This is a genomic window from Halobacillus naozhouensis, from assembly GCF_029714185.1.
Taxonomy (GTDB): domain Bacteria; phylum Bacillota; class Bacilli; order Bacillales; family Halobacillaceae; genus Halobacillus_A; species Halobacillus_A naozhouensis.
The window spans coordinates 1,106,501-1,132,673 of sequence record NZ_CP121671.1 but is presented as its reverse complement, the minus strand read 5'-3'; the positions used below and the strand labels follow the sequence as shown (position 1 = coordinate 1,132,673).

Genomic DNA, 26,173 nt, shown 5'->3' with positions numbered 1-26,173 from the left:
CGCCACCAGTTGAGATGCTGGTTCTAGTGGGTTCGATTCCCACCCCGAATTTTTGTGAGCAATTGATAAAAATTCGAGGGTGGTCCGGACCAACTAAGCACGCTACTTCCCTGCGTTCAGACTGCCCTCCTTTATTCGTAAGGAGGGACTTTTAATGTTAATAAAGCGTGATTTGCATGATTCTAAACCACTATTCGACCTGATGATTCATCCAGAAGTTTTTCCATATGTTCGTCACAAAGCTCTCTCAAGTGATGAATTTTATTTCCTGACGAAGCAAATGGTAGAGGCAGAGGAAAACGGTGAGCTAATTTCTCGTACCGTCCTTGATGAATGGACACAGCCAATCGGAACGATTAATCTGTTTGATATCGAGGATAACAAAGGCTTCCTGGCAACATGGATTGGTCAGCCTTACTTCGGAAAAGGGTATAATCGAATGGCCAAAGAGTTATTTTTCGAGGAGTTATTTTTCCAGCTCGATATTGAAGCGGTTTTTATGAAAATTCGCCGTACGAATATTCGATCCATGAAAGCTGCTCTGAAGATCCCCTATGTCATGATGGCAAACGAACTTTTTCCAGATGTCTTATCGAGGATTAACCATGACTACGAAGTTTATGATTTATTTGTGATCACGAAAGAACAGTATCTCTTCCATTACTATGGCGAGTCGGGACAAAACAAAGAGGAAATGTTAGAAGCATAAGGTGCTCTTATGCTTCTTTTATATGATTTGCGGAAATGGAACGTTTGTTTCGTCGGCAGGGGGATCTTTTTTTACCTTTTTCAGGGGAATGCTAATTTCCGGAGTACCATATACTCCTGGGGCAACCTCATATTTATTGAAAACAAGAGTAAGTTTTTCATCACTAATATAAAAAGCTGTATCTTCTCTCACAGAATTGAACGATTGGTGATAATAAGTATCTGGTTCACTGGCCAACTCTTTTTTTACTTCTTGATTTAGCAAATTCATGTCTACTATATCCTTTAAAGTAAAGATTTGACCATCTTCCTCATTTTCGAAATTTATGGATGTCACACTCGAATTATATTTCTTCCCTCTTGAAATATTAGCGGTCAGAACCACAGAATAAAACTGATCTTCTCCCACAACAAATTCTTCTCCATAGTAGAGAATAGGAAAGCCACTCGATTCTTCAGCAACCCGCTTCACTTCCCTCATTGTATCTTCCAAATGATTGCTAATCTTCTTATTTACTTTTTCTTGAAGTTCCATATTGTGAAGAGAATTAAACACTGGATAATCAATGTGAATTTCATAATCCTGCATGACTTTGTCTCTGTTTTCAATCGTATATAAACTTTCAGTAGCAAATACATGTGCACTGAATGTAATTATGAGTAGAAACCATATTATACTTATTTTCTTCAAAAGCCCATTCCTCCTTTAGAATTAGTGTGACCAAATTAGTTAAATCTAAAGGAGAAAAACCATAACTTATTTTTCCATTCGCTGATCCATCTTCTCGTTCGCGATATAAATTGCTTCGTTTTCTCCATCTGCGAATCCATATGCTGTTTCAATTCCTAGGCACTCATACTTAAAAGCAGTCTGCCAGATATCTAACTTATTCGTAATCTCTGCTACCGTAACAATACTCTCATTAAGTGACCTTTGACTAATTAAGCTGGCACCAAAAGTTTCCACCAATTCTTCTGCTATTTCATTTGCTTTTATTTTTGCCGCTTTAACAATCAGACAGCCTTTCATCCTTCCATCACCCTTCCAACAAGAACATTTGTTCTATTATATCCATCCCTTTCCAACAATTCAACTCTTTTTTTTAAATTCGAAAATTAATGTTGCTTTTTTGTGAAAATTTGATAAACTGTTTAACACTTTACTAAAAAAGGGAGGGATTGTATGATTCGCAGGCTTACTTCTCAAGACGATCCGCAATGTCAGCAGCTTTTATCCGCTAAACCGGCTGAAAATTTATTTATTATTGGCGATATTGAAAATTTTGGTTATGAACAGGATTTCCAGAAATTGTGGGGAGATTTTTCAGAAGTTAAGCAATTACGTGCTGTACTTTTAAAATACCACAACAATTACATTGCTTATGCAAACGATTCTTTTAATGCCAAGGGGTTTGCGGCTATTATTAACAGTGATCCAGAGTTTATGCAGTTATCCGGTCTCCAGAAAATCACTGAAAAAATCCTTCCCCATATTAAAAACGGAAAGGTTAGAACCCGCGAATTATACTACGCCAAATGTGATGAAGCCAAAAAGTTGAACCCAGAGTTCGACATCAATCGTGTTAAACAGGCGACCACGGAAGACGTCCCGAGACTTGTTAAATTACAAAATCAGATCTCTGAATTTGAGCAGGATAACAGTCGCGAAGATAGCATCAGGAGAGGGATTGAACAAAAATCGGCAAGAAGTTATTACATTGAAGAACAGGGCGTAATGATTTCAAGTGCATCCACAACGGCCGAAAACTCAAAGTCAGCAATGGTCGTTGGTGTATGTACCCATCCCCACTATAAACGTCAAGGATTGGCAAGTTCCTGCATGCATAAATTGTGTCGGGATTTATTAGCAGAAGGGAGAATGCTCTGTCTCTTTTATGATAACCCTGAGGCAGGATCGATCTATAAAAGACTTGGCTTTGAGGATATCGGCAAGTGGATGATGCATATTTTCGAAAAGGTAAAAGAGCCTTCAACTATATAAGTCAACAAAGAAAGGAACAAATCTCCCGAAAGATTTGTTCCTTTTTTGCTTAATAAACAACAATTAATGAGTTTCCATCCGGATCCTTGACCTTTATTGTTTTCCCTTCTAGTTCAAATGGGTAATCGTGCGCCGTTAACTTTTCTTTAATGGCTTCCCATATTTGCTGTGTATGGCTTCGCTAAACACATGATCAGGTCCGCCTTGTTTGTAACCCCAACGATTCTTCATAAAAAAGTATGGATCTCTTTAAGTCAGTCACTCTAATTGTGACGGTTCCTATATATAAATCTTCTATCGTTGAAACATCCACGGTCACTTACTTTTTGTAAGTTAATTATTTATTATTGATTAAATCTCAGTATATAAGTTTAAAACCTTAGCTGAAAGTAAATAGAAACAGTAGGACACCATCATGAAGGAGGAGATCCAAATGGAACAAGTCATGTTTATCCAAACCGGAACCGGCACCGATGTACATGGACAGAATATAACGAAAGCTTCTGTCAGAGCCATCCAGAATGCGATCCATTCAAACTCAATGCCTGGGATAAAAACTGCATTACCTAATCAGTCCCTTGATGAAATGAAAATTCATGTGAAACTGGCTCTGCCTACAGATCATGATCAGCTTGACGAAGAAGAAGTGAAACAGGCCATACCATACGGCCAGGTAACCCTGGAAAAAAACCAGGGCGGTATGCTGACATCAAGTCGCATTTTCTTAGAAGATAAAGAAGACCAAAATGATATGATGTATATTGTAAATACGGCCGTTGAAGTCGGTTATTGATTAAAATAGGCCCCAGTTTTTTCTGGGGCCTAAGTTTTATTCTGATTGCTCCTCGTCTTGCTGGTCCATATATTTCTCATAATACTCATTTCTCTGGAAATGAACTTGTTCTGATCCGGTATACCCTTCAATTTCTGTTGAAACAAACGGTTCAAATTCCTCAACATAACCAGGATTTTCATCAGCCTCCATCAAAGACGATCCTTCATAGGTCATCCCACTATCATTAAAAGAAGCGACTTCCTCATAACTGTCATTTCCATCATCCCATTCCAGTTCATGAAGCACCTCTTCTTCCACCGGGCGGTCGCCAGGGACGTGCTGGTCCGCTGCAGCTTTAATAGTTCTTGCAGTCGGCATCGCTTCCAGCCGCTCGGGAGGGATCTCATTTCCAGTTACCTCACAAATCCCATATGTGCCTTGTTCGATTTGCTTTAAGGAGTAGGATATTTCCGATAGTTCATCTTGTAAATGGGTTAACAACGCCATATCCTTTTCTCGTTCGTAAAGATCCGTTCCCGAGTCAGCCGGGTGATTGTCATATTGTGATAATTCCCCAGATGACCGACCGCTTGCCATACCACGCTCCAGCCCGAAATGGTTATTGTCAATTAACTGCTGTTCAATCTCTCTTTTGCGTTCTTCTAATTGTTTTTTATAATGTGTATAATCCATTTTTCACACTCCAGTCTTTCTTACTGATTAGTGTGGCTATCTCAACCTTCCCTATACAATCAAAAAAAAGAACGACCTTTCTGAAAAGGCCGCTCTGTTGGTTATTTACGTAACGCTTGTAAAAAGTCTTCCTTTAAATCTTCAATATCTTCAAGGCCGATGGATACTCTTACTAAGCCATCGGTAATTCCCAGTTCTCCTCTACGGTCGGCGGGAATCGACGCATGGGTCATTTTTGCTGGAACGGAAATTAGACTTTCCACAGCTCCAAGGCTCTCAGCTAGTGTGAAGAAACGAGTATTTTTGAGGACTCGGTCTGCTTTTTCCCCGCTTCCAACATCAAAGGAAATCATTCCACCGCTGCCGCGAGCTTGTTGGCTGTGAACGTCATATCCTTTATGATCTTCAAGGCCAGGATAATAAATGTTAGTCACTTCCGGAAGTCCTTGCAAAAACTCAATAAATTGACGCGTGTTATCCTCAATCTCTTCCATGCGAACACCCAGTGTTTTGATACCGCGCATCAGTAGCCAAGAATCTTGCGGCCCTAGGATACCGCCTGAAGAATTTAAGACAAAATGTACATCTTCAGCCAATTGTTGTGAATTCACAACAACTAAACCAGCTACAACATCACTGTGTCCGCCCAGATATTTGGTTGCACTATGAAGAACGATATCCGCTCCAAAGTCGATCGGATTTTGCCAATAAGGTGTGCTGAAGGTGTTATCAACAATAAAAGTAAGATCTTTTTCCTTCGCAAAATCAGATACTTTCTTCAAATCAGTGATTTTCAAAAGCGGGTTGGTTGGGGTTTCTACATAGATTGCTTTTGTGCGATCTGTTACGGCCGCTTTAATATTTTCTACATCACTCGTATCAACAAAGCTTGCTTCCAACCCGAAACGATTGATCACATTAGAAACGAGACGATATGTCCCGCCATACACATCATCAGTAAACACAATATGGTCGCCCTGATTGAACGTCATTAATACGGCAGTTATGGCGGCCATTCCGGAACCAAAAGCGAAACCTGCATGTCCGCCTTCAAGCTCCTTAATCAATTCTTCAAGGGCAAATCTCGTCGGGTTGCCTGTTCTTGAATATTCATACCCGCGATGTTGGCCGACACCATCTTGAGCATAGGTACTTACCTGGTAAATGGGCACAGAAACCGCGCCTGTTTTTTCATCTCCAGTAATTCCACCATGAATCAGCTGTGTTTTCTTTCTCATTGACATCACTCCTCATAAATCCCTTGACTTAAATAGCGTTCGCTGCTGTCAGGGAAAATCGTAACAATCTTCGTTCCTGGTTTCGCCTGTTCAGCTTCCTTTAGTGCTGCTTCAAAGGCTGCACCAGAAGAACTCCCGACAAGCATTCCTTCGTTGAGAGCAAGCTCCCGCACTCGGTTAAAAGCCACTTGATCGGGAATCGTGTGAATCGAATTAAAATATTCCTTTTCCATATAAAAAGGCAAAAATTCCATTCCAATTCCTTCTGTTAGATGGGAACCAGGTTCTCCACCGTTTAAAATTGAACCTTCTGGCTCAACAATGACTGTTTTAATGGAGTCGTTCTGTTCCTTAAGGTAGCGGGCAGTCCCCATAAAAGTCCCGCCTGTGCCGGCTCCAGCTAAAAACACGTCAATCTCGCCATTTACATCACGATAGATTTCCGGTCCCAGCGTCTCATAGTACGTATCGGGATTAGCTCGGTTATTGAACTGCTGCGGGCTGAATGAGTTAGGTATTTCCTTACAAAGCTCTTCCGCTCGTTTGATCGCCCCACGCATCCCATCTTCAGTCGGTGTATTGACAACTTCCGCTCCAAGCGCTCTCATTAAGGTTTGCTTTTCCTGACTAAACTTCTCAGGAGTTACAAACATGACACGGAACCCTCTGCCTATTGCGGCCAGGGCTACACCGATACCCGTATTACCGGCTGTTGGTTCAATTATCGTTCCACCAGGCTTTAATAGACCTCTCCCCAGCGCATCTTCAATCAACTTTAAACCCAGCCGGTCTTTTACACTACCGCCTGGGTTCATGAATTCAAGCTTAGCAAAAATACGAGCCTGATTTGGAATCGATGAGTGAGTCAGCTCGATCATCGGTGTGTTGCCGATTAATGATTGTACGTTTTTAACGTAAGCCATACATGCTCACCCTCCAAAATTAAAAGACTTCTGTCCATTCGTCACGTTTATCCAACAGTTCTTGAGCAAGCCTCTTCGCACCTTCTAAGCTATGACTTGCTGCGAAACCGCATTGCACTTCATTGCATGCTGGAACTTCTTCTGCTTCAAGCACATCTTTCAGGGTATTTTCCAGCAATTGAAGGACATTTTCATAGTTATCATCATTGAGGACTGCTAAATAAAATCCTGTTTGACATCCCATAGGACCGATATCAATGATACGGCTATGGTGGTCACGGCTTTTTTCCGCCATAAGGTGTTCTAGAGAATGCAATGCCGGCATATCCATGTGCTCTTTATTCGGCTGCTTCAGACGGATATCATATTTATAAATTTTATCGCCGTGCTCTCCTTCTGTTACACCGACCAGACGTACGTATGGTGCTTTTACTTTCGTATGATCAAGATTGAAACTTTCCACATTCATAGGCATAGTTTTAGTCTCCTTTTTTAGCTTGTATTAACCAAGCAAATTTGTTCTTTTGTTTAAACGATACCTCAAAACCTTGCTGCACAAACAGGTGCTCTAAGTCTCCGAGGTAAGGATAATATTCTTCCTGCAAATCCTGTGCTAAGTTAAGGTGACCTTTCTCCTCAGCATCTTTTATTAAGGACAATTTGTGTGCCTCATCCTTAAAGAGGGTGTCGATGAAGATAACCTCTCCACCTTCTTCAAGTTTATCATAATAAACGTTTAATGCTAATCGTTTCTCCTCTTCTTTTAAATGATGAAAAGCAAAGGAACTGACGATTGAACGAACAGGCAGTTGTAAAGAAGGGAAATTGATAAAATCACCTTTATAAACAGCTGCTTCAGGACATTTCACATTCGCAATCTGACGCATTTCTTCTGAAGGCTCAATACCTGCTACCACTTTATTTTGGGAAACCATTTTTCTCGTTAAATTTGCCGTTCCTACCCCAAACTCAAGTACAGGGGAGATCGCTAAATCTGCCAGCTCCTGAAGCATAACATCATAATCTTCAAAAACCTCTTTATATTCAGGATCCTTCCCCGAAACTGTATCATCATATGAACTTGCCCATTGATTAAACAAGTCGACAAATTCTACTCCCATTAGCTTCCACCCCTTATAATTAATAATTCCTATCCATATACTCGGAATTATATTTATAATTTATCATATTTTACTACCTGACTCAATGTTATTGATTTTTGAAAAAGTTTATTTATAAACCGTACGAGTCTAGGCTGTACAGAAGTCTGAATAAATGGTTTGTTCTCTAACGTAAGAAATTGTTTCTTAACTCGAAGGGATACACCTAACTCCTCAGGATTGTTCCCTAACCACTCTCCCCATAAAAAAATACAGCCTGCTTAGAGGCTGCATTGGCTACTTACTTTCTTCTTCGTTTAGATGAACGTTTTGGCTTATTTGAACCAGGTCGATCATCTTCTTTCTTTGGGGACAGCGTATCCAGTGTGCGCCTGTGGAGTTTCTCCCCGATCCCCTTCTCTATTTCGCGTAGAGCCTGACGATCTTTAGCTGCGATAAACGTTATGGCCAGCCCCTTGCCCCCGGCCCGCCCTGTTCGGCCAATTCGATGAATATAACTCTCAGAGTCTTGAGGTACATCATAGTTGAACACATGGGTAATTCCCTCAACATCGAGGCCTCTAGCAGCGACATCTGTGGCAACTAAATACTGGATTTTCGCCTCACGGAAACGTTTCATCACTTTCTCTCGTTTCGCTTGAGATAAATCGCCATGAAGTTCATCTGCTTCAAATCCATGTCTAAGCAGAGAGTCATTCAGCTTTTTGGCCCTTCTTTTTGTTCGGCAAAAAATAACAGCCAAATATGGACGATGTTCACTCATGATTTTTAATAAAGTATCTTGTTTAGCACGGTCTGTCGTTTCATAGACAAGCTGTTTAACTTCCGACAATGTAACTGACTCCGACTTCACCGTTATCTTCTCTGGATGAGTTAAATATTTATTAGAAAGTGAAGTAACCTGGTTTGATATGGTTGCTGAAAAAGCACTCGTCTGCCGATCTTCAGGTGTTTGCTGCAAAATGTCAGTTACATCTGTTAGGAAACCAGCTTCAAGCATTTGATCTACTTCATCAAGAACGACATGATTAACATTAACGAGTGTGATCGTTTCTCTTCGCACATGATCGAGCAGTCGTCCAGGTGTGGCCACAACGAGATGTGCTCGTCCTTTTAATTTGTGAGCCTGCGCGGCTACATCCTGGCCCCCGTACACAGCTAGAACATTTACTCCGTTTGGGAGAAGCTTTTCCGCCTCTTTGGTAATTTGAATAGCGAGCTCCCTAGTTGGCGTAATGATTAATCCTTGAACCTCACTTTTATCGACATCGATTTTTTGTAAAATAGGTAGCAAAAAAGCAAGCGTCTTCCCTGTCCCCGTCTGTGCTTTTGCGATAACATCTTTTCCTGTTAACAAGTGAGGAATCGTCTTTTCTTGAATTGGTGTAGGCACTGTAATGCCTTGTTCGTCAAGTTTTTTTATGAAGTGCTTTTCTATTCCAATCTCTTTAAATGTTTTCAACAGCATTCACTTCTTTCTTTAGTTCATTTATATTTTTTAAATGTCCTCAAACCCGGATTCTGTATGCCCTTTCCGGAAAATTATTTCATGTACGACGCTAGTCATCCATATACTATATCGAATATGTTATGTGAGGAGGATACCTATGCAAGTTCAAGTGAGACAAGGAGATACACTTTGGTATTATGCAGCCACCTTTAATGTTCCTTTATCATTAATGATTGACTCCAACCCCGCCCTCTCTCCTACTGCTCTTCCTATTGGGAAAACTGTACAGATTCCTGGTTATCGTTCTACCAGCTATCAAATAAAAGCAGGAGATACCTTTTATAAAATTGCTGGATCTAATAAAGTCTCATTAGACCATCTGCTCTTGCTCAATCCGTCAGCCACCTCTGCTGAACTACAGGTTGGGCAAGTCATTCAAATTCCGACTCGCGTAACAAATCCGGTGGTCAACGGTAATCAAAACTATGACTTTCAAGTGCTGACTAATCATTTAAACCAACTTTATGAATTATACCCTTTTATAAGAAGAAAAACGATCGGAAATAGTGTAATGGGAAAACATTTAGTCGAACTGCAAATTGGCCGAGGTCCGAAACTTGTGCATTGGAATGGATCGTTTCATGCCAATGAGTGGATTACGACAGCTATAATAATGGAGTTTCTCAATGAGTACTTATTATCCCTCACTAACAAGGAACCGATTCGCGGCCGTATGACGAACCCACTTTATGATAAGGTTACTCTCTCGATTGTTCCAATGGTCGATCCTGATGGAGTAAACCTCGTTTTAAACGGTCCCCCAAAAGGAGAATTCGGCGAACTGGCACTAAGAATTAACAATGGAAGCACAGATTTCAAAGGTTGGAAAGCTAATATACGTGGTGTTGATTTGAATAAACAATATCCTGCCAAGTGGGAACTCGAGGCTGCGCGTAAACCGAAGAAGCCTTCACCTCGAGACTTTCCGGGCACTAGGCCGCTGACAGAACCAGAAAGTATAGCCATGGCGAAGTTAGCCGAAGAACGATCATTTGAAAAAGTGCTGGCGTTTCACACTCAAGGAGAAGTCATCTACTGGGGCTATGAAGGTCTTGAGCCTTCAAAAGCTGAAAAGATTGTCGATGAATTTGCTCGGGGAAGCAGTTATGAGCCCATCCGGTTCGTTGATAGTTATACGGGCTACAAAGACTGGTTTATAAAAGAATGGCGGCGTCCCGGCTTTACCGTTGAACTAGGGCATGGGGTTAACCCGCTGCCGCTCAGTCAATTTAATGAAATTTTTAATAAATCCCGCGGAATCTTTCTAGCGAGCATGTACATGTAAAAAAGATGCCTGTTATTAGGCATCTTTTTCATTGATAACCTGTTTAATTTGCTCAAAATGGTGTTCATCGTGCTCCATAATTCCTTTCAAATAATCATATAAGCTTTCTTTTCTCGATTTCAAGGTAAGAGATTCATCATATCGGATGTCTTCAATATCTCGTAACCCCTCCAATAATTCGCTTCTCGTTTGTTTAAATAACTCAACTGTTTCTTCTATACTATCGTTCCTAGCCTGAATGGCCGCTTTAGAGTTGATAACCTCTGGATCGGGAACAACGGGTAAATTTTGAGAAGTAAACAGGTACGGTAGCCGTTTATGGATTATAAAGTCATCCCATAGAGCAAGATGGCGAATGACTTCAGCGACGCTCCATTTTCCTTCTTCAACGGGCAGCCGCCATGACTCCTCAGGCAATTGATTCAGGGATTGCACCCAATCGATCGACTCTTCCAAATGCCTGATAACTTGCTGTTTTTTAGAAAAATCTAGACCGTTCATCACGCCACTCCTACTTTACTTACTTTAATTCGGAAGGATCCATGTGTCCTGCATGCTCCTTAATCACATTTAAAGCACTTTCATAATTCTCATCCTTAACATCAAAGCGCAGCAAATGGGTTAAATGTTTATCAGGGCCAGACTTATCTAAGTTATTTAACGGGATTAGCCGGGATAATAATGGTGTGTTATCTGGAATAGGCTCGATATATTCCTCTTCAATTGCAAGCTTTTGCAAGGAAGCCTTAGCGCTTTCAGCATCATTTTCCGTCTCAAAATAAGTCTCTACATGTTTAGTCATAGGGTCAAACTCCTTTTTCGTTTTACTGTTTATCATACCCCTTTTCAATCCCCTCAAACATGAAGAACACACAAGTTATGGTATGTGAGGTCGATTTAAGAAGTGACAGGCGGCTGAGATTCCTGCAATGACTTTGTCGCAAACATCTTGATTACGGCATCATCCATAGGCGGGTTATGCAGACCTGAGCGGACATCCCGATAATACCGTTCCAATGGACAATCTCTTGACAAACTGCGTGCCCCAACAATTTTCATCGCTAAATCAACGACATGAACAGCTTGATTTGTGGCGATATATTTTACAGCTGCTAATTCCGCTCCCATATCGGCCCTGTGACCAGGCTGTTCCACCCATTTGTCCGCTACCGAGTAGAGGATTTCACGAGATTGAAATAAGGCAAGCTCCATTTCGCCTATTTTCCTCTGCACCTCTGGAACTTCTTTAATTGGGCCAGGCAAGCTGTTCGGCTGATAGTTTTTTGCAAACTCGACCGCATATCGACAGGCGGCTGAAGCGATCCCTACATAACATGCCGGGATATGGAGCAGCCATCCTTTCGGAAAAGGCGGTCCCGATTGTTGCGTTTCTTCTTCAACAAAGTACTTTGTTCGGACACTTACATTTTGGAGGATTAGATCATCACTTCTTGTTCCTCTCATGGAAGCAGAATTCCATGTAGGCTCTACTTTTACACCTTTATGGCTGTGATCGACTAAAAAGATTCCCACCCGATCCGTATGTTCAATTCGAGCAGTTACTAAAGAGTAATCCAACGCTTCCGCCATAGACGCAAAAGATTTTCTGCCATTTATAACCCAGTGATCATCTTGTAAGATCGCCTGTGTTTCTGGAATCCCCCCTCTAGTTGGGCTGCCTGTTCCTTTTTCCGTTGCGGTCCGATTTATTAAAGCTTGTTCTGAAACAACACGCTCACAAAGGTCACGGAATGTTGCCTCCTCCCAGTTTCGGTTTTCGGCTAATTCGAGGATACTTCCTAAGTGCCAGCCAACCGACAAAGCAGTAGCCCCATCCCCTTGAGCTAATTGTTCTTGCAGCTGCAAAAAATCATACAAATTAAGACCAAGTCCCCCGTACTGCTTCGGTACCGTCCAAGACAAGTAGCCGGCCTCTTTTAATTCCTCAAAGTTTTCATGTGGGAAGACACCGGATTGATCCACTTCTTTAGACCGCTTATGAAATTGATCGCGAAATTGAATTACTTTTTCCAGGAGACCTTGCTTTTGTTCATCTGTCATATGTGCTTCCCCTCTTTCACGCATTTTTTTCAAGCTGAATGGACTCTTCCACTTTTTTGTCAGGCAGCATTCCTGCAATAAACATAACCGTAAATCCGGCTACAGAACTTGCAAACATTGCTAAATAAATGTTTTCAATAATCGCTTGATTCGTAAATAGTACATAAAAAGTTACGCCTACTACAACGGCTCCAATGGCTCCCAGTCGGTTCGCTCGTTTCCAAAAATAACCCAATGTGATCGGTGCTATGATGCCGCTAATGATCGCTGAGAAACTGAACTGAATGAGAATGGATAGCGACTCTGGCCTGTCAAGCGAAATATATAGGGTAATCGCCCCAATCATAATAAGGGAAAATTTCGCCACCCTTACACTCCGTCTGTCAATCAGTTGCGGATCACCTCCGCCTTTCGTAAAAAGGGAAGCAAGCACTTTGTAAATATCATTGCCAATACTGGTTGTTACACCAAGATATAGACTGTCTGTACTGGATAATATGGCAGATATAATTCCTACGATTAAAATACCGACAACTACCGGTGGAAAAGCTTCCATTAAATAAGCAGGAATCGCTTTATCGGCGCTTTCTAAAGATGGAATCATTACACGGGCCGCCAATCCGCCTATTACCATCAATGTGGAAATTAAAAATAAGGTAATTCCAGCTGATAACGTAAACGGACGCAGTTCTTCCTCTGTTTCTAATGAAAGTACTTTATTTAACAGATGTGGCATTAACACAAAGCTGAATAATAGAAACTGCACTGCCAAAATGGCAAGAACACTATTATACGGTCCTGTAGACGATAAGGGCCCAACCAGATTGGGATCGATTCCAGCCAAGCGACTAGATAGCTCTCCGAAGACTCCGAACCCGCCCCCGATTGTCCATAAGAGCGAAAGTAAAATGAGTACAGATGTAAACGCCATAAATATTCCCTGGATGCCATCGGTAATAATTTGTGCAAACGCGCCGCCTAAGCCAATGTACACGACGGTAATCGCTACCCCGATAATCACTCCCCACATATAGGGAATCCCAAGAACCGTTTCAAAGATCGTCGCCAAACCGACATTTTGTCCGACGATGTAGTACACATTAAATAAGATAAGCAAGCCAACAATCACTTGCAGGGTTTTACTGTTGTACTTTTTGCCCAGCCATTCAGGTAATGTCGATACCCCTCCGAACTTTTTACCATATCGAAAGAATGTTTTAGCAAAAAACAGTAACCCTAACCATGAAACACCAAAGCACCCTAAGGTGTACCAGAGCACTGCCATACCATATTCATAAGCGAGCCCTGGAACTCCTATAAATAAGTTTGCACTTGCATAAGTTGTTGCAAAACTAGCTCCAACGATCCAGGGGCTCACTTTGCCCCGTGCTGTGGCAAAACCACTCATCGTCTTACTGTACTTCGACCCTTTCCGGCCAATCCATGTGACAAACAAAAAGTAAACGAACAACAAACCGCCTATAAGCCAAATCGTTCCCGCTGATAAGGACTCCATTTACTTCCCCCCTTTGGATGGCTTATACATCCCTTGCCATAGAGCCAATCCTGCAATCCAGAATACTGCGATTCCTATTCCATAAGTAACAAACATGGTTTATTCCTCCCTTTTATGACCACTCTTTTGGAACTTCCACGAGAATGGCAAATCCTTGCCCGCCACCTCCGCATAGTGAAGCAATTCCTCGGCCTCCTCCGCGGCGCTTTAATTCATGAACCAATGTAAGAACTAACCGAAATCCTGTACCGCCAAGTGGATGGCCGACTGCAATCGCTCCACCATTCACGTTCACTTTCTCAGGAGCTAATCCAAGCTCGTTAATACTAGCCAGGGCTACACTGGCAAAAGCTTCGTTAATCTCAAATAGATCAATCTCCTCCTTGGTTATTTGATACCGTTTGAGAAGTTTTGCAATCGCATCTGCCGGCTTCGTATGTAAGCTTGAATCAGGTCCGGCTGTTTCTGACCAGCCAATCACTCGAGCAAGTGGAGTCCGCCCGATCCTTTCCGCATAGTTTTCCGACGCAACCACACCGACACTGGCTCCGTCCGTCATTTGTGATGCGTTTCCGGCAGTAATCGTGCCGCCTTCTCTAAAAGCAGGAGGCAGCTTGCTTAATTTTTCTAACGTTGACTGTGGCCTGATGCCTTCATCAGCTGTTACTTGTTTGCTGCCGACTTGTACCGGAACAATCTCTTCATTAAACCAACCCTCTTCCTGGGCCCGGGCTGCTTTTAACTGGGAATCTAAAGCAAATTGATCTTGTTGTTCCCTGTTGATGAGAAGCTCCCCATTTTGAATATCTGTCAGTTCACCCATGGAGGAATCCGTTAGAGAGCACCACAAACCATCGTTGATCAGGGTATCTGTAAATTCAACAGGTCCTGTAGCCAGCCCGTTACGGATGGTCGCCACATGAGGAGCATTCGTCATCGAATCAAACCCACCAACAACATAAAGCTCGCCTTCCTCAAGCTTGATCCGTCTAGCCGCATCCGCCACCGAAGCAACCCCTGCCAAACATACGTTATTGATCGTAATTGCCGGTACCGACCATGGAATTCCAGCCCCTGCAGCAACAGATCTCGCAGGATTCTGCCCCTGCCCTGCCTGGATCACCTGTGCCAAAATGACTCCATTCGCATGTAAGACTTCCGGCACGCGTTCCGTCAACGCCTTAGTCGCTTGAATGCCCAGATCCCTTGCTCCTAATTTGGATAAACCACCTTTCCATTTACCAAAAGGTGTTCGAACACCATCTAAAATGACAACACTCATTCTCCAACCTCCTTAGTAATCAAAATCCTTTTCTTTCCACTTATCCTCTTCCATGACTTCACTCTCATCAGAAAAACGCTGTTCTTTAAACGGGTCTCCTTCGTCATGAAACCCATTTTGTTCCCAAAATCCAGGCGTGTCAGACATTTTAAACTCAAAGCCTCTGATCCACTTGACACTTTTCCAAAAATACAAGTGCGGAATGACGAGCCGAAATGGGTAGCCGTGCTTTTCCGTCAGCGGCTTACCATTATAGGAATGAGCAAGTATCGCATCCTCCGCTAACAAATCTTGGAGAGTGAGATTGGCTGTATAATCATAATCTCCATGCACCATCACGTACCGAATGTCTTCAGGAATCTCTAACCCATCCAGCAAGTCTTTTACCAGAACTCCTTCAAACTCATTATCGAATTTCGACCACCTCGTCACACAGTGTATATCACAAATAACCTTTGACTGCTGCAGCTCCATTAAATCCTTGTATGAATAAACAAGCGGTTTATTACCAGCTACGGTCATTTGAAAATCCCACTTATCGAGGTCATAGGACGGTACCTCACCGACTGTTAAAATAGGAAACTTCTCTGTTAATACCTGACCAGGCGGCAGCCGTCCGCCAAACCTTTCTGTCACCTGTGGATCCTTGGATCGCTTTAACCGCTCCGCCTTATTCATCTACATCACCCGCTTTTGAATAATAAAAAGCCCCTTTCAAATGAAAGAGGCTGAAGATTCTGCTTCGACCTCTCATCTGCCGGACATCGTCCGTTGGAAGTAGCACCGTGTCGATAGACCGGTTGCCGGGCGTCAAAGGGCCAAATCCCTCAGCCTGCTCTAGATAAGAGTAGTAAACGTAATTAAGTTACTTGCCATGTTACAAATAAACCGTACTAAAGTCAATAATATTTAGAAAATTCCACGAAATGCAAGACACTATTTTACATGCTGTTTAGCTAACTCAAGCTGCTGTGCCACCTGTTCAAATCCTGTGCCGCCTTCACTATTTCGGGCAGCCACAACCTGTTCAGGCGCTAATTTTTCATAGATATCCTCTTCAAACAGCTCAGAAAACTCCTTGTACTCGTCGAGCGTCAAATCAAGCAAAAACTTCTGCTCATGAATCGCATAAAGTACAATTTTACCGATCACCTCATGCGCCTGACGGAACGGCAGACCCTTCACAGCTAAATAATCTGCAATATCGGTCGCATTTGAATAATCTTCATTGACCGCCTGACGCATATTAGTGCCCTTCACTTCCATCGATTCCATCATCGGAGCCAGCAGCGAAAGCGCCCCATCAAGCGTCTCCACCGTATCGAACATCCCTTCCTTGTCCTCCTGCATATCCTTATTGTACGCAAGCGGAAGCCCCTTCAGAAGTGTCAGCAAACCCATCAAATTGCCATAGATCCGACCCGTTTTGCCACGAAGCAGTTCCGGCACATCCGGATTCTTCTTCTGCGGCATTATGCTTGACCCCGTACAAAACGCATCATCAAGCTCAATGAAATTAAATTCCTGGCTGCTCCACAGGATCAGCTCTTCCGAAAGTCTCGATATATGTGTGATCAAAATGGAAGCAATCGACAAAAACTCCAGGATGAAATCCCGATCACTGACGGCGTCCAATGAGTTTGGATAAACGTGATCAAATCCGAGCGTCTCAGCTGTCTTCTGACGGTCGACCGGGTAAGGTGTTCCAGCAAGCGCTGCTGCACCCAGCGGCGACCAATTAATCCGCTTCACACTATCCTGAAGGCGTTCTTTATCCCGCTCAAACATCCAAAAATATGCCAGCAAATGATGAGCAAACGAGACAGGCTGGGCTCGCTGCAAGTGTGTGTATCCCGGGATGATCGTATCCACATGAGCATCCGCCTGGTGCACAAGCGCCTTCTGAACAGCTTCGACCAAATCGGTTAAATGATTAGTCTTTTCCTTTAAATATAAATGCATATCTGTCGCCACTTGATCATTTCGGCTTCTTCCGGTATGAAGTTTACCGCCCACAGGACCAATCTCCTCAATCAACAGCTTTTCGATGTTCATATGAATATCTTCCTGTTCAACGGAAAACTCAACTTCTTCATTCTCTATTTTGTTCTTGATGATGTGTAGGCCTTCTTTGATTTGGGAGGTCTCTTCTTGTGAAATAATGTGGCAGTCTCCGAGCATTTCCACATGTGCAAGACTGCCCTGAATATCATGCAAAGCCAGCTTTACATCAAAACCGATTGAAGAGGTATACTCTTCGACCAGCTTGTTCGTTGGCTTCGTAAAACGTCCGCCCCACAGTTTACTCATACATACTCACCGGCTGTTCTGGAGCCTTTTTCTCCTTACCTTTATGCACATCTGCATGAACTTTAGTCGGCAGCCCCCACAATTTAATGAAACCAACTGCGGCATCATGATCAAACGCATCATGCTTCGAATACGTGGATAGTTCATCATTATAAAGGCTAAGCGGTGATTTCTTGCCGATGACAGTATGATGTCCTTTGAACAACTTCACTTTTACAGTACCTGTTACTACCTTTTGCGTTTCCTCGACAAAAGCCTGAAGTGCTGGCTGCAACGGTGAATACCATAAGCCATCATAAATCATTTTAGCCATTTGCTGATCAACCGTTGCTTTATACTGGGATACCTCTCTTGTTAACGTGAGGAATTCGAGTTCTTTATGTGCGTTGATTAAGATCATCGCTCCAGGATTCTCATATACTTCTCTTGATTTAATCCCGACGAGGCGATTTTCGGTATGATCAATACGGCCAACCCCATGCATACCGCCTAAATCATTTAATTTTTCGATGAGGGGCACAATGTCCATTTGCTCGCCATTTAAGGCAACGGGAACTCCACTAGCAAACTCGATATCTATTACATCCGGAGTATCTGGTGTCTTTTCAACCGAATTTGTCCATGCATACGCTGCTTCAGGGGCTTCGGCCCACGGGTCCTCAAGCACTCCAGCTTCACAGGCACGTCCCCAAATATTTGCATCGATCGAAAATGGATTATCTAAATTAACAGGGACCGGAATCCCTTTTTCTTCTGCGTACTTAATTTGTTCATCGCGTGTCATCCCCCACTCTCTGACAGGTGCGATAATTTCAAGAGACGGGTTCAGTGCCTGAATAGAGACTTCAAATCTCACCTGGTCATTTCCTTTTCCTGTACAGCCATGGGCGACCGCCACAGCCCCTTCCTGTTCTGCCACTTCTACTAATAGCTTGGAAATCAATGGACGAGACAAGGCTGAAGACAAAGGATATTTCCCTTCGTACAGCGCATTTGCTTTCAGGGCTGGCATCAGGTAGCCCTCAGCAAGGAGTTCCTTCGCATCTACCATGATCGCCTTGATAGCCCCAACATCCAGCGCCTTCTGGCGAATCGTTTCAAGATCCTTTCCTTCGCCAACATCCAAGCCCAGCGCAATTACATCATACCCGTATTTTTCCTGAATCCATTTTACCGAAATCGATGTATCCAGTCCTCCTGAATAGGCCAATACTACTTTAGGTTTTGTCATTGTAAATGCCTCCTTGTAAAATTCCATTAAAAAAATCCGCCTCTAACTAATGTAAGAGACGGATTTGTATCTGTGATTAATCCGCGGTACCACTCTGATTGTCTATGAAAGCATAGACCCGCTTGAATCCTGATAACGGGGTGTCCCGGTCTACGAGCTACTCCTGTTCACTCGAACTTCTCAGAAGGGCGTTTCGATACGGGTTGAACCACCAGGCTTCCACCACTCCCCGGCTCGCTGTCGTTCATCACCGATCTACTTTTCTTCGTCGTTGAATGTATATTTATGATTTAATATTTATAATTATACATATTCATTTATAGAAGTCAACGTGTTATCTACTTTTCTTTTACAAAAATTTATAACGGATTTAGCTGTATTCATTTCATAAATTGCTCTTAAACATGCCAAAGACTGGTAGAGTATAAGATTCTTTTTTCAAAAAGTTTTTCAAAATGGATTCTTATCCAGAAGATTTTTTCGGGTTTATAAAGAAGTTTGATCACTTTCTATCAGTGTTGCTCCACAATCGCCCCCCGTTTATTGAAGACCGGTTTCGTTACTTGAAGATGGCGGATGGGGTCCGGAAAACCACTCGCTTTCCGTGGGAGTCCGGCAAGCCTCCTCGAGCTCCGCTCTGCGGGGTCTCACCTAGGACTCTTTTCCCACAGGAGTCTCGCAGTTTTCCAGCCCCCATTACTTTAATAAGTAGAACGAAACCATTATTTCAAAAGTGTCACGGAACCTGCTGGATATAGCTTTGTCCTATGTCCTATTTTTTTGAGCGTCTTCCAGCCATCCAACATGAAGCGGTTGTCGATTAATCAGAAGTAAATCTTATGGTAAAGGAGTGGAGGGAAACGGTGAGACTCCTGTGGGATGCGCGGGATAGATGAGACCCCGCAAGGCGAAGCCTGAGGAGGCTCAGCACACGCCCACGGAAAGCGAACCGTTTCCCGGAGTCCCTTATACAAACTAAAGTCTTGGAGTCGAGTCTTCAAGATAACGGATCTTAATCAAAATTATTTCATCCTACTTGACTAGACTTTTTAGGAGGTACTGGTACTTCCTTTTTGCGTTCAATTAGTAAAGTTATAGGTTATAATGCTTCGATGAGTGGGGTCCTTCGTTAGGATGAGATATAGCGGAGGAAAAGAGCTGAATTAAATAGTTGTAAGCTGTCCTCACACCAAGTATAATTTGATAGTTACATGATTTATTTGATAGAAGAAAGAGGAGGAATATAATGACGATGCAACCTTATAACAAAACGTTAATGGCTGCTCTATTGCTCGCGGGTTCCTTTATCGCGATTTTAAATCAGACGCTTATGATTACAGCTATTCCTCCAATCATGGATGAAATGAATATTTCAGCTAATACAGCTCAATGGCTGACTACGGTATTTATGCTTGTCAATGGTGTGATGATTCCCATTACTGCCTTTTTAATTGAACGCTTTACGACTCGACAGCTATTTATGACAGCTATGAGTGTATTCACGGTCGGGACAATTGTAGGAGGGCTTGCCCCAAACTTCAGTGTATTGTTATTAGGAAGAATTATTCAATCAGCCGGGGCCGGAATTATGCTGCCGCTCATGCAGACCGTATTCCTGTTAATTTTCCCCGTTAATAAACGAGGAGCAGCAATGGGTTATATCGGACTCGTTATCTCCTTTGCTCCAGCTATTGGACCGACATTGTCCGGCTGGGTGACATCTCATTATTCCTGGAGATTTCTTTTTCTGCTCATTTTACCTTTAGCCATTTTAATAATCTTTATTGCTTATTTCATATTAAAGAATGTTACAGAACTCACATATCCGAAACTCGATATTCCATCGATCATCTTATCTTCCGTAGGCTTTGGAGGACTGCTGTTTGGATTCTCAAGTGCCGGAAACTACGGGTGGGATAGTGGACGAACTATAGCTATCCTTGCAATTGGGGCCCTTACCCTTGTGGCCTTTATTATGCGGCAATTGCGTATGAGGCACCCAATGCTTGAGTTCAGGGTATTCAAATACAACACATTTACAATCACTACAATAATTGGCATGATTTCATTTCTCGGATTGATCGGCTCTGAAACGTTAATTCCGCTTTATATGCAGAACATGAGAGATTTCACAGCCATGGAGTCTGGATTAGTTCTCCTTCCCGGTGCTCTCATTTCTGGATTAATGTCTCCGATTACGGGGCGAATTTTTGACCGGATTGGAGCTCGCTTGTTAGCCATTATTGGTTTGATTATCATGACTGGTGCAACCTTGGCCTTTGGCTTCCTCGGCACCACAACTACGCTCTCGTTCCTGATCGTCATGTATGCTGTTCGCATGTTTGGATTCTCAATGGTAATGATGCCTGTGACGACAGCAGGCTTGAATCAATTGCCGCAAAAATTGATCCCACACGGTGCGGCTATGAATAATACGATGCGGCAAATCGCTGCATCTGTCGGGACCGCCATCCTCGTTACGATCATGACGATGACGGCTCAAAGCGCCCAGCAAGCTCCATCGATCGAAAACCCTGGCATTCACGGAGTAAACGTTGCTTTTCTAGTTATTACCGTTTTATCGTTCATTGGGATTATCTTATCTATATTTGTTAAAAGGACCTATCCACCGGCTGAAGAAGAATTTGAACCGGTGGAAACAGAGTATGGTAGGGAAAAAGCAGAAAATACGTAAATTTGAAAAGGAGGGAGAATCCGTCGACTGGAAACTCTCTCCTTTTTTCTATGTCTGTGATCGTTAGAAGGTTTTTACGAATAGGATTTCGTCAGTTATCGGTATCCCATTGTCAGAAACATAGGGAATTTCGGGTTTCAACTTCCTCGCCTTCTCGACCGCATCATGGTAAATCCCTGACAGACGATACCCTTTCTTTTGATAGAATCTCATCGCATGGATATTATCATTTGTCGTCACTAAACGGATATGTTGAATACCTTTTTCACGGGCAGTCTGTTCAACCTTTTGTACAAGGAGCGTACCCACACCCTTATTCTCTGTTAAGCTATCTAATGAAATAATTTCGCACTCATCTTCGATCATATATGTAATAAGGCCAATTATGTCTTCCTTTTCATTTAATACAGCATACCCATCTAATTGGTCACACTGAAATACTCCCCTAGAGATGACCATCTTCGGACTTCCCCAATGAGCCGTAAAAAAGGCTGTTACTGCCTTTTGATCTAGTTTATGAGTGGGAATAACATCATAATATCTATTCTCCTCCTTAATAAACGTAAAAGTACGTCCTTTTTGGTTTTGCCTATTTCCTCACTTTCTCCAACTCTATGAAGCGGCTCCTACATGCTAGTTTAGAATGGCATTAAATTGGATACATAGATTATAATGTACATTTGAATTTTTAAAAGGAGTGGTTAACAAAATGGAACACGATCAAGGTCAAACTCAAACTATCAGCATGCCTCGCATTGGTGAAAAAGCACCTGACTTTAAGGCCGCGTCTACACAAGGAGATCTGTCTCTAGATTCTTATAAAGGAAAATGGTTTGTTTTATTTTCTCACCCTGCTGATTTTACCCCTGTTTGCACAACAGAGTTCGTTGGCTTTCAAGGGATCTATAATCAGCTTCAAGATCTCGATACAGAGCTTGTCGGTTTAAGCATTGATAGTATTTCGTCACACATCGCCTGGATTCGAAATATTGAAGAAAACTTTCAAACGAAAATCCAATTTCCTGTCATCGCAGATTTGGATAAAAAAGTAGCAACAAAATTCGGAATGATCATGCCTGAAAGCAGCGGCACCGAGACATCCCGTGCTGTATTTGTCATTGATGATAAAGGGACAATTCGATCCATCATTTACTATCCACTGACAACCGGACGAAACATGGCTGAAATTGTGCGTTTAGTCGAAGCACTGAAAACAACGGAAAAGCACGGCGTTTCCACCCCGGCCGACTGGCAACAGGGTGAGCAAGTGATCGCTCCTCCTCCAAAGACACAAGACGAGGCCGAGAAGCGGATGGATGATCCAAATTATGACTGTGTAGATTGGTATTTCTGCAAAAAGGACCTCAACAAATAAAACGAATCATTCGAACGCACAAAACCCTCATGACCGTTCACGGCCATGAGGGTTTTTGTTCACTATTGCTTAGGGATAGTAATAAGTACTCGACCACCCTTAATTTCGACTTTTGCCCCCATTAAAGCATTCTCCATTAGCCAATCACTACCATGAATACTCAGCACGTACCCATTGTCTGGGATAGGTGAATTGTTGCCACCTCTATTAACTACCTTTCCTTCTACTACAGTCACCTCATACCCATAAATGTTAGTGCCTGTGGTATCACCATGCTCAGGAGTATATTGGATAAGTTCCCCAGCCCCCCTAAATTTGTTGATACCATCAAGCGGCCTGGACAGTACATATTCTCCATAGACAGCCTGGAACAGAAATGGTTTTATCACAAATTTACCAACCTGCTGTGGTATTTCTTCAAGCTTTTTGATTTGAGCCATAAGCTTCTCTCTATACTGATTAGCATCATTTGAGTCTTCGGCTTTCTCTGCCATTAGTAGTTGTACAGCTGTAACACCAGCTTTCCCGGATAATTTTAATTTCTCAAGATATGGACCTACCTCATCCAGGAATCTCTGATTATCCATATTCTCTCGTAATCTTTCCGGTACGGATTGTATATTTTCAAATTCAGCAATCAAGTTTGCTGCTGCTTGTTGTGCATCTGATGATTCGTATGACTGCCAAAACTTCTCAATTAAAGGACTTAACGTTAACGACTCTTTATCTGTAATACGGGAGGAGTAAGAGTTTTCTGCAAAAGTTCTCAATGCTTCTGCAGCATCACCTCCAAAAGACTTAATGCTGCGTTCCCATGACTCCTCTGGATTGTAGGCATAAGAATTCCATGTATAATCAGCAATGGTGTATAGCGGAATCTTCGAAGCTTCTGCCTCATTCATAGGATTCGCGGTCAAGCCGATGACTCCGTTTTCCGTTAAGTCGGCATCCCTTTTGACTAAAGGTCCCAAAAATAAACGTTTTCTCTCAAAGTCATTTACAGGATAATTGTCCCAAATTAACAGATCATGCTGAAAGATTTCCGAGACCTTTGCTGCCCCTTCAGAAGTTATTTCCTCAGGGACAACTGCAGGGCCTGTCCACATTACTACAATCTGATCATCAACTAATTCAGCAAATTGTTCACGATACGTGTTCGTATGATTTCCAGCGTAATCCGTCGGGACTGTAATTAACCGCTCGGCTCCTTCATGAGTTTGAATAAACTCCTGATTAAACCGATTTAACAGATAAGCTTGAGCGGCAGCCGTCGGATCAGGTTGATCTCCGAATTTCTCCTTGTCCTGCTCACAGTGAAGATCGTAGCTGATATCATCGAGAAAAATCGCATAGGAGCGAACTCCTAGGTCCCACACAGCTTGCATTTTATCCATTAATAAATCAAAATCCTGATCCCCTGAATAACAAACTGTATTTCCTGGTGAAAGGGAAAATGTAAATTCAATATGATTGTCATTGGCTTTATCCACCAGCTCCTGCAGCTCACTTAACTCTTCTTCAGGATAGGGTTCACGCCACTTTTCTCTATGATAAGGATCATCTTTCGGGGCATAAATGTAGCTATTCATTTTATTCTCACTGTAAAACTCCAGCTGACTTAGACGATCTTTATGTGACCAGGGAGGGCCGTAAAAACCTTCAATCGAACCACGGATATCCATATCAGGCCAATCACGTATTTCTACAGCTGGAATCCAATCCCGTCCTTGCTTTTCTTTTATGAGCTGTTCAAACGTCTGAGCCGCATAAAACGTCCCAGCCTTATCCTTTCCTGCCAGAACAATTTGCTTTTTATCTTTACTTTGAGAAACTACTACATATCCTTCATCCTGCAGCTTTTCAGGCCCATCCACTTCCGAATTCTCTAACACTTCCACCACCTTCGTGTTTACAGAAGGTCTCCCAATCCAGATTGTAACAGGAGTATTTGGTGTTGACTCCTCATCTGTCTTTCGAATAATTCGTTTAACATCTGCTTCTTTTAAAGCTTGTTCGACTTCGCGGATAGCTGATTCATCTGTATCCTCCCCAACAACCAAACCTACAACAGGGGTCAATGGGAATCCTTCACCAAGCTTTTTCACTTCCTGAGGTTTGGGATTAATCTCTAACTCATCATCCCCTTCGCTCTTCTCCGCATATACGGAGCTGACCATCATCAATGACGTGATGAACAGAATGAACAAACTGAAAAACAACCGCGGTCTTGTCGCTAACAAACCTACCACCCACCTTTTTAAAAATTAAAAAGATGTCGATTCTTCGATTTGTAAACGCTTTCAATTAGATTAACAACTATATGTATATTTGTCTATACCACTTTAGTGCTAAGATTAGTAAAATAGACAGGACATTATACCTCAGTTTATTGTATATTTTCTACCCACGAACAAAGAATAGGAAAACAGAAACGGAGGGGAATTTATGGCTTTTGCAGTGTTTTTCTTTACAGCATGGCTGATTACAGCAATATTTTTTGCGATTCCAAAAAAATTAACACTTATCGAGAACACCTTTATCTTTATGCTCATTCTTGTAATCAGCATCAATTGGTCCTGGATTATTTACGAAGGCTTCAAGTTTATTAAAATCACCAAGGAACCAATGAACTATACGGGTTTTTTGTTCTTTAGAAGTGTTACGATTCCAATGCTCCTGGTGTTACAGCTGAATTTGATTCACCGATCAAAAATGTTCGGCAGTACCGCTGTAATTACAGTCCTTTCTGTTGCAACATTACTTCTACTGGACGGACTTTCAATCTTTTTTGGCATTACAACTTATCAAAAGTGGAATATCTTCTACGACTTTCTGTATTTTACCGGGCTTCATATCGTCACCTATTTCTTCCTCTGGTTATTTAGAAAAATTTCATACCGTGGGGTGGATTACTCATGATTCTATGGGAAGCTTTCGATAAGAATGAAATATTTATATTAATTCTCAATATCCTGGCTTATGGAGTATTTTTCCTTCTCCCTAAAAAATTCACACGTGATATTATCATTTTACTATTAGTGTGGGGTTTTACGATCGGGGTCTTCTTTGATTTTACAATCGGCGGCGGTTTAATTGACTTTTACTTATTGAATGATTCTAATAAATACGGACTAAACGATGTGTGTTATTATCTCGCTTTTGCTCCGTTTGGCTATTTCTTTGTTTACTTCTATGAGGTCTTTCACATCAATCGAGCAACGTTCATTTGGTATGTGACGGTATGGGCGCTAATCGGGATAGGACTTCACTGGATTTTCATACTAATTGATATTGTGAATCCTAAGAACGGCTATCAACTGCTCTACTCTTTTCCAGTATTTCTGACCACCCAGACGATGACAGTCCTCTACTATCAGTTGATCAAGTCAAAGCATAAGGTGTTTAAAAACACTGAACAGCCTAACTAACTTCAAATGGGATACGGACA

26 protein-coding genes, 1 riboswitch and 1 other annotated feature are annotated in these 26,173 nt (G+C 42.2%); of the genes, 8 read left to right on the top strand and 18 right to left on the bottom strand.

Features of this window, described 5'->3' with window-relative positions; translation table 11 throughout:
- Positions 1 to 154: 154 nt before the first annotated feature.
- Positions 155 to 709 (top strand): GNAT family N-acetyltransferase, encoded by a 555-nt coding sequence (locus tag P9989_RS05850; RefSeq protein WP_283077868.1) that lies wholly within the window; start codon positions 155 to 157, stop codon positions 707 to 709.
- Between the two features lie 18 nt (positions 710 to 727).
- On the opposite strand, the gene P9989_RS05845 is transcribed toward P9989_RS05850, so the two are convergent.
- Together P9989_RS05845 and P9989_RS05840 are read right to left on the bottom strand one after the other, a co-directional pair.
- Positions 728 to 1,399 carry a DUF3298 and DUF4163 domain-containing protein gene (locus P9989_RS05845; RefSeq protein WP_283077867.1) on the bottom strand — a complete coding sequence of 224 codons (672 nt, stop codon included), beginning with the start codon at positions 1,397 to 1,399 and terminating at the stop codon, positions 728 to 730.
- 66 nt (positions 1,400 to 1,465) lie between these two features.
- Positions 1,466 to 1,738 (bottom strand): hypothetical protein, encoded by a 273-nt coding sequence (locus P9989_RS05840; RefSeq protein WP_283077866.1) that lies wholly within the window; start codon positions 1,736 to 1,738, stop codon positions 1,466 to 1,468.
- A 153-nt stretch (positions 1,739 to 1,891) separates the two neighbouring features.
- Here P9989_RS05840 and P9989_RS05835 point away from each other — a divergent pair, with 153 nt between their 5' ends.
- Positions 1,892 to 2,710, top strand: a complete 819-nt coding sequence (locus P9989_RS05835; protein WP_283077865.1) for a GNAT family N-acetyltransferase — start codon at positions 1,892 to 1,894, stop codon at positions 2,708 to 2,710.
- A gap of 433 nt (positions 2,711 to 3,143) precedes the next feature.
- Positions 3,144 to 3,503 carry a Lin0512 family protein gene (locus tag P9989_RS05830; protein ID WP_283077864.1) on the top strand — a complete coding sequence of 120 codons (360 nt, stop codon included), beginning with the start codon at positions 3,144 to 3,146 and terminating at the stop codon, positions 3,501 to 3,503.
- A gap of 36 nt (positions 3,504 to 3,539) precedes the next feature.
- Here P9989_RS05830 and P9989_RS05825 read toward each other — a convergent pair whose 3' ends face one another.
- The 6 genes from P9989_RS05825 to P9989_RS05800 all read right to left on the bottom strand — a co-directional run bounded on the left by P9989_RS05825 (position 3,540) and on the right by P9989_RS05800 (position 8,928).
- Positions 3,540 to 4,178: a TraR/DksA C4-type zinc finger protein gene (locus P9989_RS05825; protein ID WP_283077863.1), complete on the bottom strand. Its 639-nt coding sequence runs from the start codon at positions 4,176 to 4,178 to the stop codon at positions 3,540 to 3,542.
- A gap of 101 nt (positions 4,179 to 4,279) precedes the next feature.
- Positions 4,280 to 5,416 (bottom strand): bifunctional cystathionine gamma-lyase/homocysteine desulfhydrase, encoded by a 1,137-nt coding sequence (locus P9989_RS05820; RefSeq protein WP_283077862.1) that lies wholly within the window; start codon positions 5,414 to 5,416, stop codon positions 4,280 to 4,282.
- A gap of 5 nt (positions 5,417 to 5,421) precedes the next feature.
- On the bottom strand, positions 5,422 to 6,339 hold the full coding sequence (locus tag P9989_RS05815; RefSeq protein WP_283077861.1) for a PLP-dependent cysteine synthase family protein: 918 nt from the start codon (positions 6,337 to 6,339) through the stop codon (positions 5,422 to 5,424).
- Positions 6,340 to 6,358: 19 nt separating this feature from the next.
- Entirely contained in the window at positions 6,359 to 6,814 is a 456-nt protein-coding gene (locus P9989_RS05810; RefSeq protein WP_283077860.1) for an S-ribosylhomocysteine lyase, read from the bottom strand.
- A 4-nt stretch (positions 6,815 to 6,818) separates the two neighbouring features.
- Positions 6,819 to 7,460 carry a class I SAM-dependent DNA methyltransferase gene (locus P9989_RS05805; protein WP_283077859.1) on the bottom strand — a complete coding sequence of 214 codons (642 nt, stop codon included), beginning with the start codon at positions 7,458 to 7,460 and terminating at the stop codon, positions 6,819 to 6,821.
- Between the two features lie 280 nt (positions 7,461 to 7,740).
- Positions 7,741 to 8,928, bottom strand: coding sequence for a DEAD/DEAH box helicase (locus P9989_RS05800; protein WP_283077858.1), 1,188 nt, complete (start codon positions 8,926 to 8,928; stop codon positions 7,741 to 7,743).
- A 139-nt stretch (positions 8,929 to 9,067) separates the two neighbouring features.
- Here P9989_RS05800 and P9989_RS05795 point away from each other — a divergent pair, with 139 nt between their 5' ends.
- Positions 9,068 to 10,255 carry a M14 family metallopeptidase gene (locus P9989_RS05795; protein ID WP_283077857.1) on the top strand — a complete coding sequence of 396 codons (1,188 nt, stop codon included), beginning with the start codon at positions 9,068 to 9,070 and terminating at the stop codon, positions 10,253 to 10,255.
- A 15-nt stretch (positions 10,256 to 10,270) separates the two neighbouring features.
- Here the strand turns inward: P9989_RS05795 and P9989_RS05790 are convergent, their stop codons facing one another.
- From P9989_RS05790 to P9989_RS05755, 8 genes are all read right to left on the bottom strand, one after another.
- Positions 10,271 to 10,756: a DinB family protein gene (locus P9989_RS05790; RefSeq protein WP_283077856.1), complete on the bottom strand. Its 486-nt coding sequence runs from the start codon at positions 10,754 to 10,756 to the stop codon at positions 10,271 to 10,273.
- Between the two features lie 19 nt (positions 10,757 to 10,775).
- Entirely contained in the window at positions 10,776 to 11,057 is a 282-nt protein-coding gene (locus tag P9989_RS05785; RefSeq protein WP_283077855.1) for a hypothetical protein, read from the bottom strand.
- Positions 11,058 to 11,152: 95 nt separating this feature from the next.
- Positions 11,153 to 12,316, bottom strand: a complete 1,164-nt coding sequence (locus tag P9989_RS05780) for an acyl-CoA dehydrogenase family protein (protein ID WP_283077854.1) — start codon at positions 12,314 to 12,316, stop codon at positions 11,153 to 11,155.
- A 16-nt stretch (positions 12,317 to 12,332) separates the two neighbouring features.
- Positions 12,333 to 13,832 carry a sodium:solute symporter family protein gene (locus P9989_RS05775; RefSeq protein ID WP_283077853.1) on the bottom strand — a complete coding sequence of 500 codons (1,500 nt, stop codon included), beginning with the start codon at positions 13,830 to 13,832 and terminating at the stop codon, positions 12,333 to 12,335.
- 112 nt (positions 13,833 to 13,944) lie between these two features.
- On the bottom strand, positions 13,945 to 15,114 hold the full coding sequence (locus tag P9989_RS05770) for an acetyl-CoA C-acyltransferase (RefSeq protein ID WP_283077852.1): 1,170 nt from the start codon (positions 15,112 to 15,114) through the stop codon (positions 13,945 to 13,947).
- Between the two features lie 12 nt (positions 15,115 to 15,126).
- Positions 15,127 to 15,792, bottom strand: a complete 666-nt coding sequence (locus P9989_RS05765; protein WP_283077851.1) for a sulfite oxidase-like oxidoreductase — start codon at positions 15,790 to 15,792, stop codon at positions 15,127 to 15,129.
- Between the two features lie 69 nt (positions 15,793 to 15,861).
- Positions 15,862 to 15,962: riboswitch (SAM riboswitch) on the bottom strand.
- An 88-nt stretch (positions 15,963 to 16,050) separates the two neighbouring features.
- The gene (gene argH / locus P9989_RS05760; protein ID WP_283077850.1) at positions 16,051 to 17,424 is read right to left on the bottom strand and encodes an argininosuccinate lyase; all 1,374 of its coding nucleotides are present in this window, start codon (positions 17,422 to 17,424) and stop codon (positions 16,051 to 16,053) included.
- Entirely contained in the window at positions 17,417 to 18,655 is a 1,239-nt protein-coding gene (locus P9989_RS05755; protein ID WP_283077849.1) for an argininosuccinate synthase, read from the bottom strand. Before P9989_RS05755 ends, argH begins: the two co-directional genes overlap by 8 nt.
- A 51-nt stretch (positions 18,656 to 18,706) precedes the next feature.
- Positions 18,707 to 18,936: a binding site (T-box leader), on the bottom strand.
- 965 nt (positions 18,937 to 19,901) lie between these two features.
- On the opposite strand from P9989_RS05755, the gene P9989_RS05750 reads away from it, so the two are divergent.
- Positions 19,902 to 21,350: an MDR family MFS transporter gene (locus P9989_RS05750; RefSeq protein ID WP_283077848.1), complete on the top strand. Its 1,449-nt coding sequence runs from the start codon at positions 19,902 to 19,904 to the stop codon at positions 21,348 to 21,350.
- A 63-nt stretch (positions 21,351 to 21,413) separates the two neighbouring features.
- Here P9989_RS05750 and P9989_RS05745 read toward each other — a convergent pair whose 3' ends face one another.
- On the bottom strand, positions 21,414 to 21,908 hold the full coding sequence (locus tag P9989_RS05745) for a GNAT family N-acetyltransferase (protein ID WP_390306645.1): 495 nt from the start codon (positions 21,906 to 21,908) through the stop codon (positions 21,414 to 21,416).
- A gap of 151 nt (positions 21,909 to 22,059) precedes the next feature.
- On the opposite strand from P9989_RS05745, the gene P9989_RS05740 reads away from it, so the two are divergent.
- On the top strand, positions 22,060 to 22,725 hold the full coding sequence (locus tag P9989_RS05740; protein WP_283077846.1) for a peroxiredoxin: 666 nt from the start codon (positions 22,060 to 22,062) through the stop codon (positions 22,723 to 22,725).
- 62 nt (positions 22,726 to 22,787) lie between these two features.
- Here P9989_RS05740 and P9989_RS05735 read toward each other — a convergent pair whose 3' ends face one another.
- A complete protein-coding gene (locus P9989_RS05735) occupies positions 22,788 to 24,965 on the bottom strand; it encodes a glycoside hydrolase family 84 protein (RefSeq protein ID WP_283077845.1) in 2,178 nt (725 codons plus the stop codon).
- Between the two features lie 205 nt (positions 24,966 to 25,170).
- Between P9989_RS05735 and P9989_RS05730 the strand changes: the two genes are divergently transcribed.
- A complete protein-coding gene (locus P9989_RS05730) occupies positions 25,171 to 25,644 on the top strand; it encodes a hypothetical protein (RefSeq protein ID WP_283077844.1) in 474 nt (157 codons plus the stop codon).
- Positions 25,641 to 26,153: a hypothetical protein gene (locus tag P9989_RS05725; RefSeq protein WP_283077843.1), complete on the top strand. Its 513-nt coding sequence runs from the start codon at positions 25,641 to 25,643 to the stop codon at positions 26,151 to 26,153. Before P9989_RS05730 ends, P9989_RS05725 begins: the two co-directional genes overlap by 4 nt.
- The last annotated feature ends 20 nt before the right edge of the window (positions 26,154 to 26,173 follow it).

What these genes read in the sequence shown, in the direction of transcription:
- P9989_RS05850 (WP_283077868.1), top strand. Translation starts at nt 155, where the DNA reads ATGTTAATAAAGCGTGATTTGCATGATTCTAAACCACTATTCGACCTG.
- P9989_RS05840 (WP_283077866.1), bottom strand. Translation starts at nt 1,738, where the DNA reads ATGAAAGGCTGTCTGATTGTTAAAGCGGCAAAAATAAAAGCAAATGAA.
- P9989_RS05835 (WP_283077865.1), top strand. Translation starts at nt 1,892, where the DNA reads ATGATTCGCAGGCTTACTTCTCAAGACGATCCGCAATGTCAGCAGCTT.
- P9989_RS05830 (WP_283077864.1), top strand. Translation starts at nt 3,144, where the DNA reads ATGGAACAAGTCATGTTTATCCAAACCGGAACCGGCACCGATGTACAT.
- P9989_RS05825 (WP_283077863.1), bottom strand. Translation starts at nt 4,178, where the DNA reads ATGGATTATACACATTATAAAAAACAATTAGAAGAACGCAAAAGAGAG.
- P9989_RS05820 (WP_283077862.1), bottom strand. Translation starts at nt 5,416, where the DNA reads ATGAGAAAGAAAACACAGCTGATTCATGGTGGAATTACTGGAGATGAA.
- P9989_RS05815 (WP_283077861.1), bottom strand. Translation starts at nt 6,339, where the DNA reads ATGGCTTACGTTAAAAACGTACAATCATTAATCGGCAACACACCGATG.
- P9989_RS05810 (WP_283077860.1), bottom strand. Translation starts at nt 6,814, where the DNA reads ATGCCTATGAATGTGGAAAGTTTCAATCTTGATCATACGAAAGTAAAA.
- P9989_RS05805 (WP_283077859.1), bottom strand. Translation starts at nt 7,460, where the DNA reads ATGGGAGTAGAATTTGTCGACTTGTTTAATCAATGGGCAAGTTCATAT.
- P9989_RS05800 (WP_283077858.1), bottom strand. Translation starts at nt 8,928, where the DNA reads ATGCTGTTGAAAACATTTAAAGAGATTGGAATAGAAAAGCACTTCATA.
- P9989_RS05795 (WP_283077857.1), top strand. Translation starts at nt 9,068, where the DNA reads ATGCAAGTTCAAGTGAGACAAGGAGATACACTTTGGTATTATGCAGCC.
- P9989_RS05790 (WP_283077856.1), bottom strand. Translation starts at nt 10,756, where the DNA reads ATGAACGGTCTAGATTTTTCTAAAAAACAGCAAGTTATCAGGCATTTG.
- P9989_RS05785 (WP_283077855.1), bottom strand. Translation starts at nt 11,057, where the DNA reads ATGACTAAACATGTAGAGACTTATTTTGAGACGGAAAATGATGCTGAA.
- P9989_RS05780 (WP_283077854.1), bottom strand. Translation starts at nt 12,316, where the DNA reads ATGACAGATGAACAAAAGCAAGGTCTCCTGGAAAAAGTAATTCAATTT.
- P9989_RS05775 (WP_283077853.1), bottom strand. Translation starts at nt 13,832, where the DNA reads ATGGAGTCCTTATCAGCGGGAACGATTTGGCTTATAGGCGGTTTGTTG.
- P9989_RS05770 (WP_283077852.1), bottom strand. Translation starts at nt 15,114, where the DNA reads ATGAGTGTTGTCATTTTAGATGGTGTTCGAACACCTTTTGGTAAATGG.
- P9989_RS05765 (WP_283077851.1), bottom strand. Translation starts at nt 15,792, where the DNA reads ATGAATAAGGCGGAGCGGTTAAAGCGATCCAAGGATCCACAGGTGACA.
- argH (WP_283077850.1), bottom strand. Translation starts at nt 17,424, where the DNA reads ATGAGTAAACTGTGGGGCGGACGTTTTACGAAGCCAACGAACAAGCTG.
- P9989_RS05755 (WP_283077849.1), bottom strand. Translation starts at nt 18,655, where the DNA reads ATGACAAAACCTAAAGTAGTATTGGCCTATTCAGGAGGACTGGATACA.
- P9989_RS05750 (WP_283077848.1), top strand. Translation starts at nt 19,902, where the DNA reads ATGACGATGCAACCTTATAACAAAACGTTAATGGCTGCTCTATTGCTC.
- P9989_RS05740 (WP_283077846.1), top strand. Translation starts at nt 22,060, where the DNA reads ATGGAACACGATCAAGGTCAAACTCAAACTATCAGCATGCCTCGCATT.
- P9989_RS05730 (WP_283077844.1), top strand. Translation starts at nt 25,171, where the DNA reads ATGGCTTTTGCAGTGTTTTTCTTTACAGCATGGCTGATTACAGCAATA.
- P9989_RS05725 (WP_283077843.1), top strand. Translation starts at nt 25,641, where the DNA reads ATGATTCTATGGGAAGCTTTCGATAAGAATGAAATATTTATATTAATT.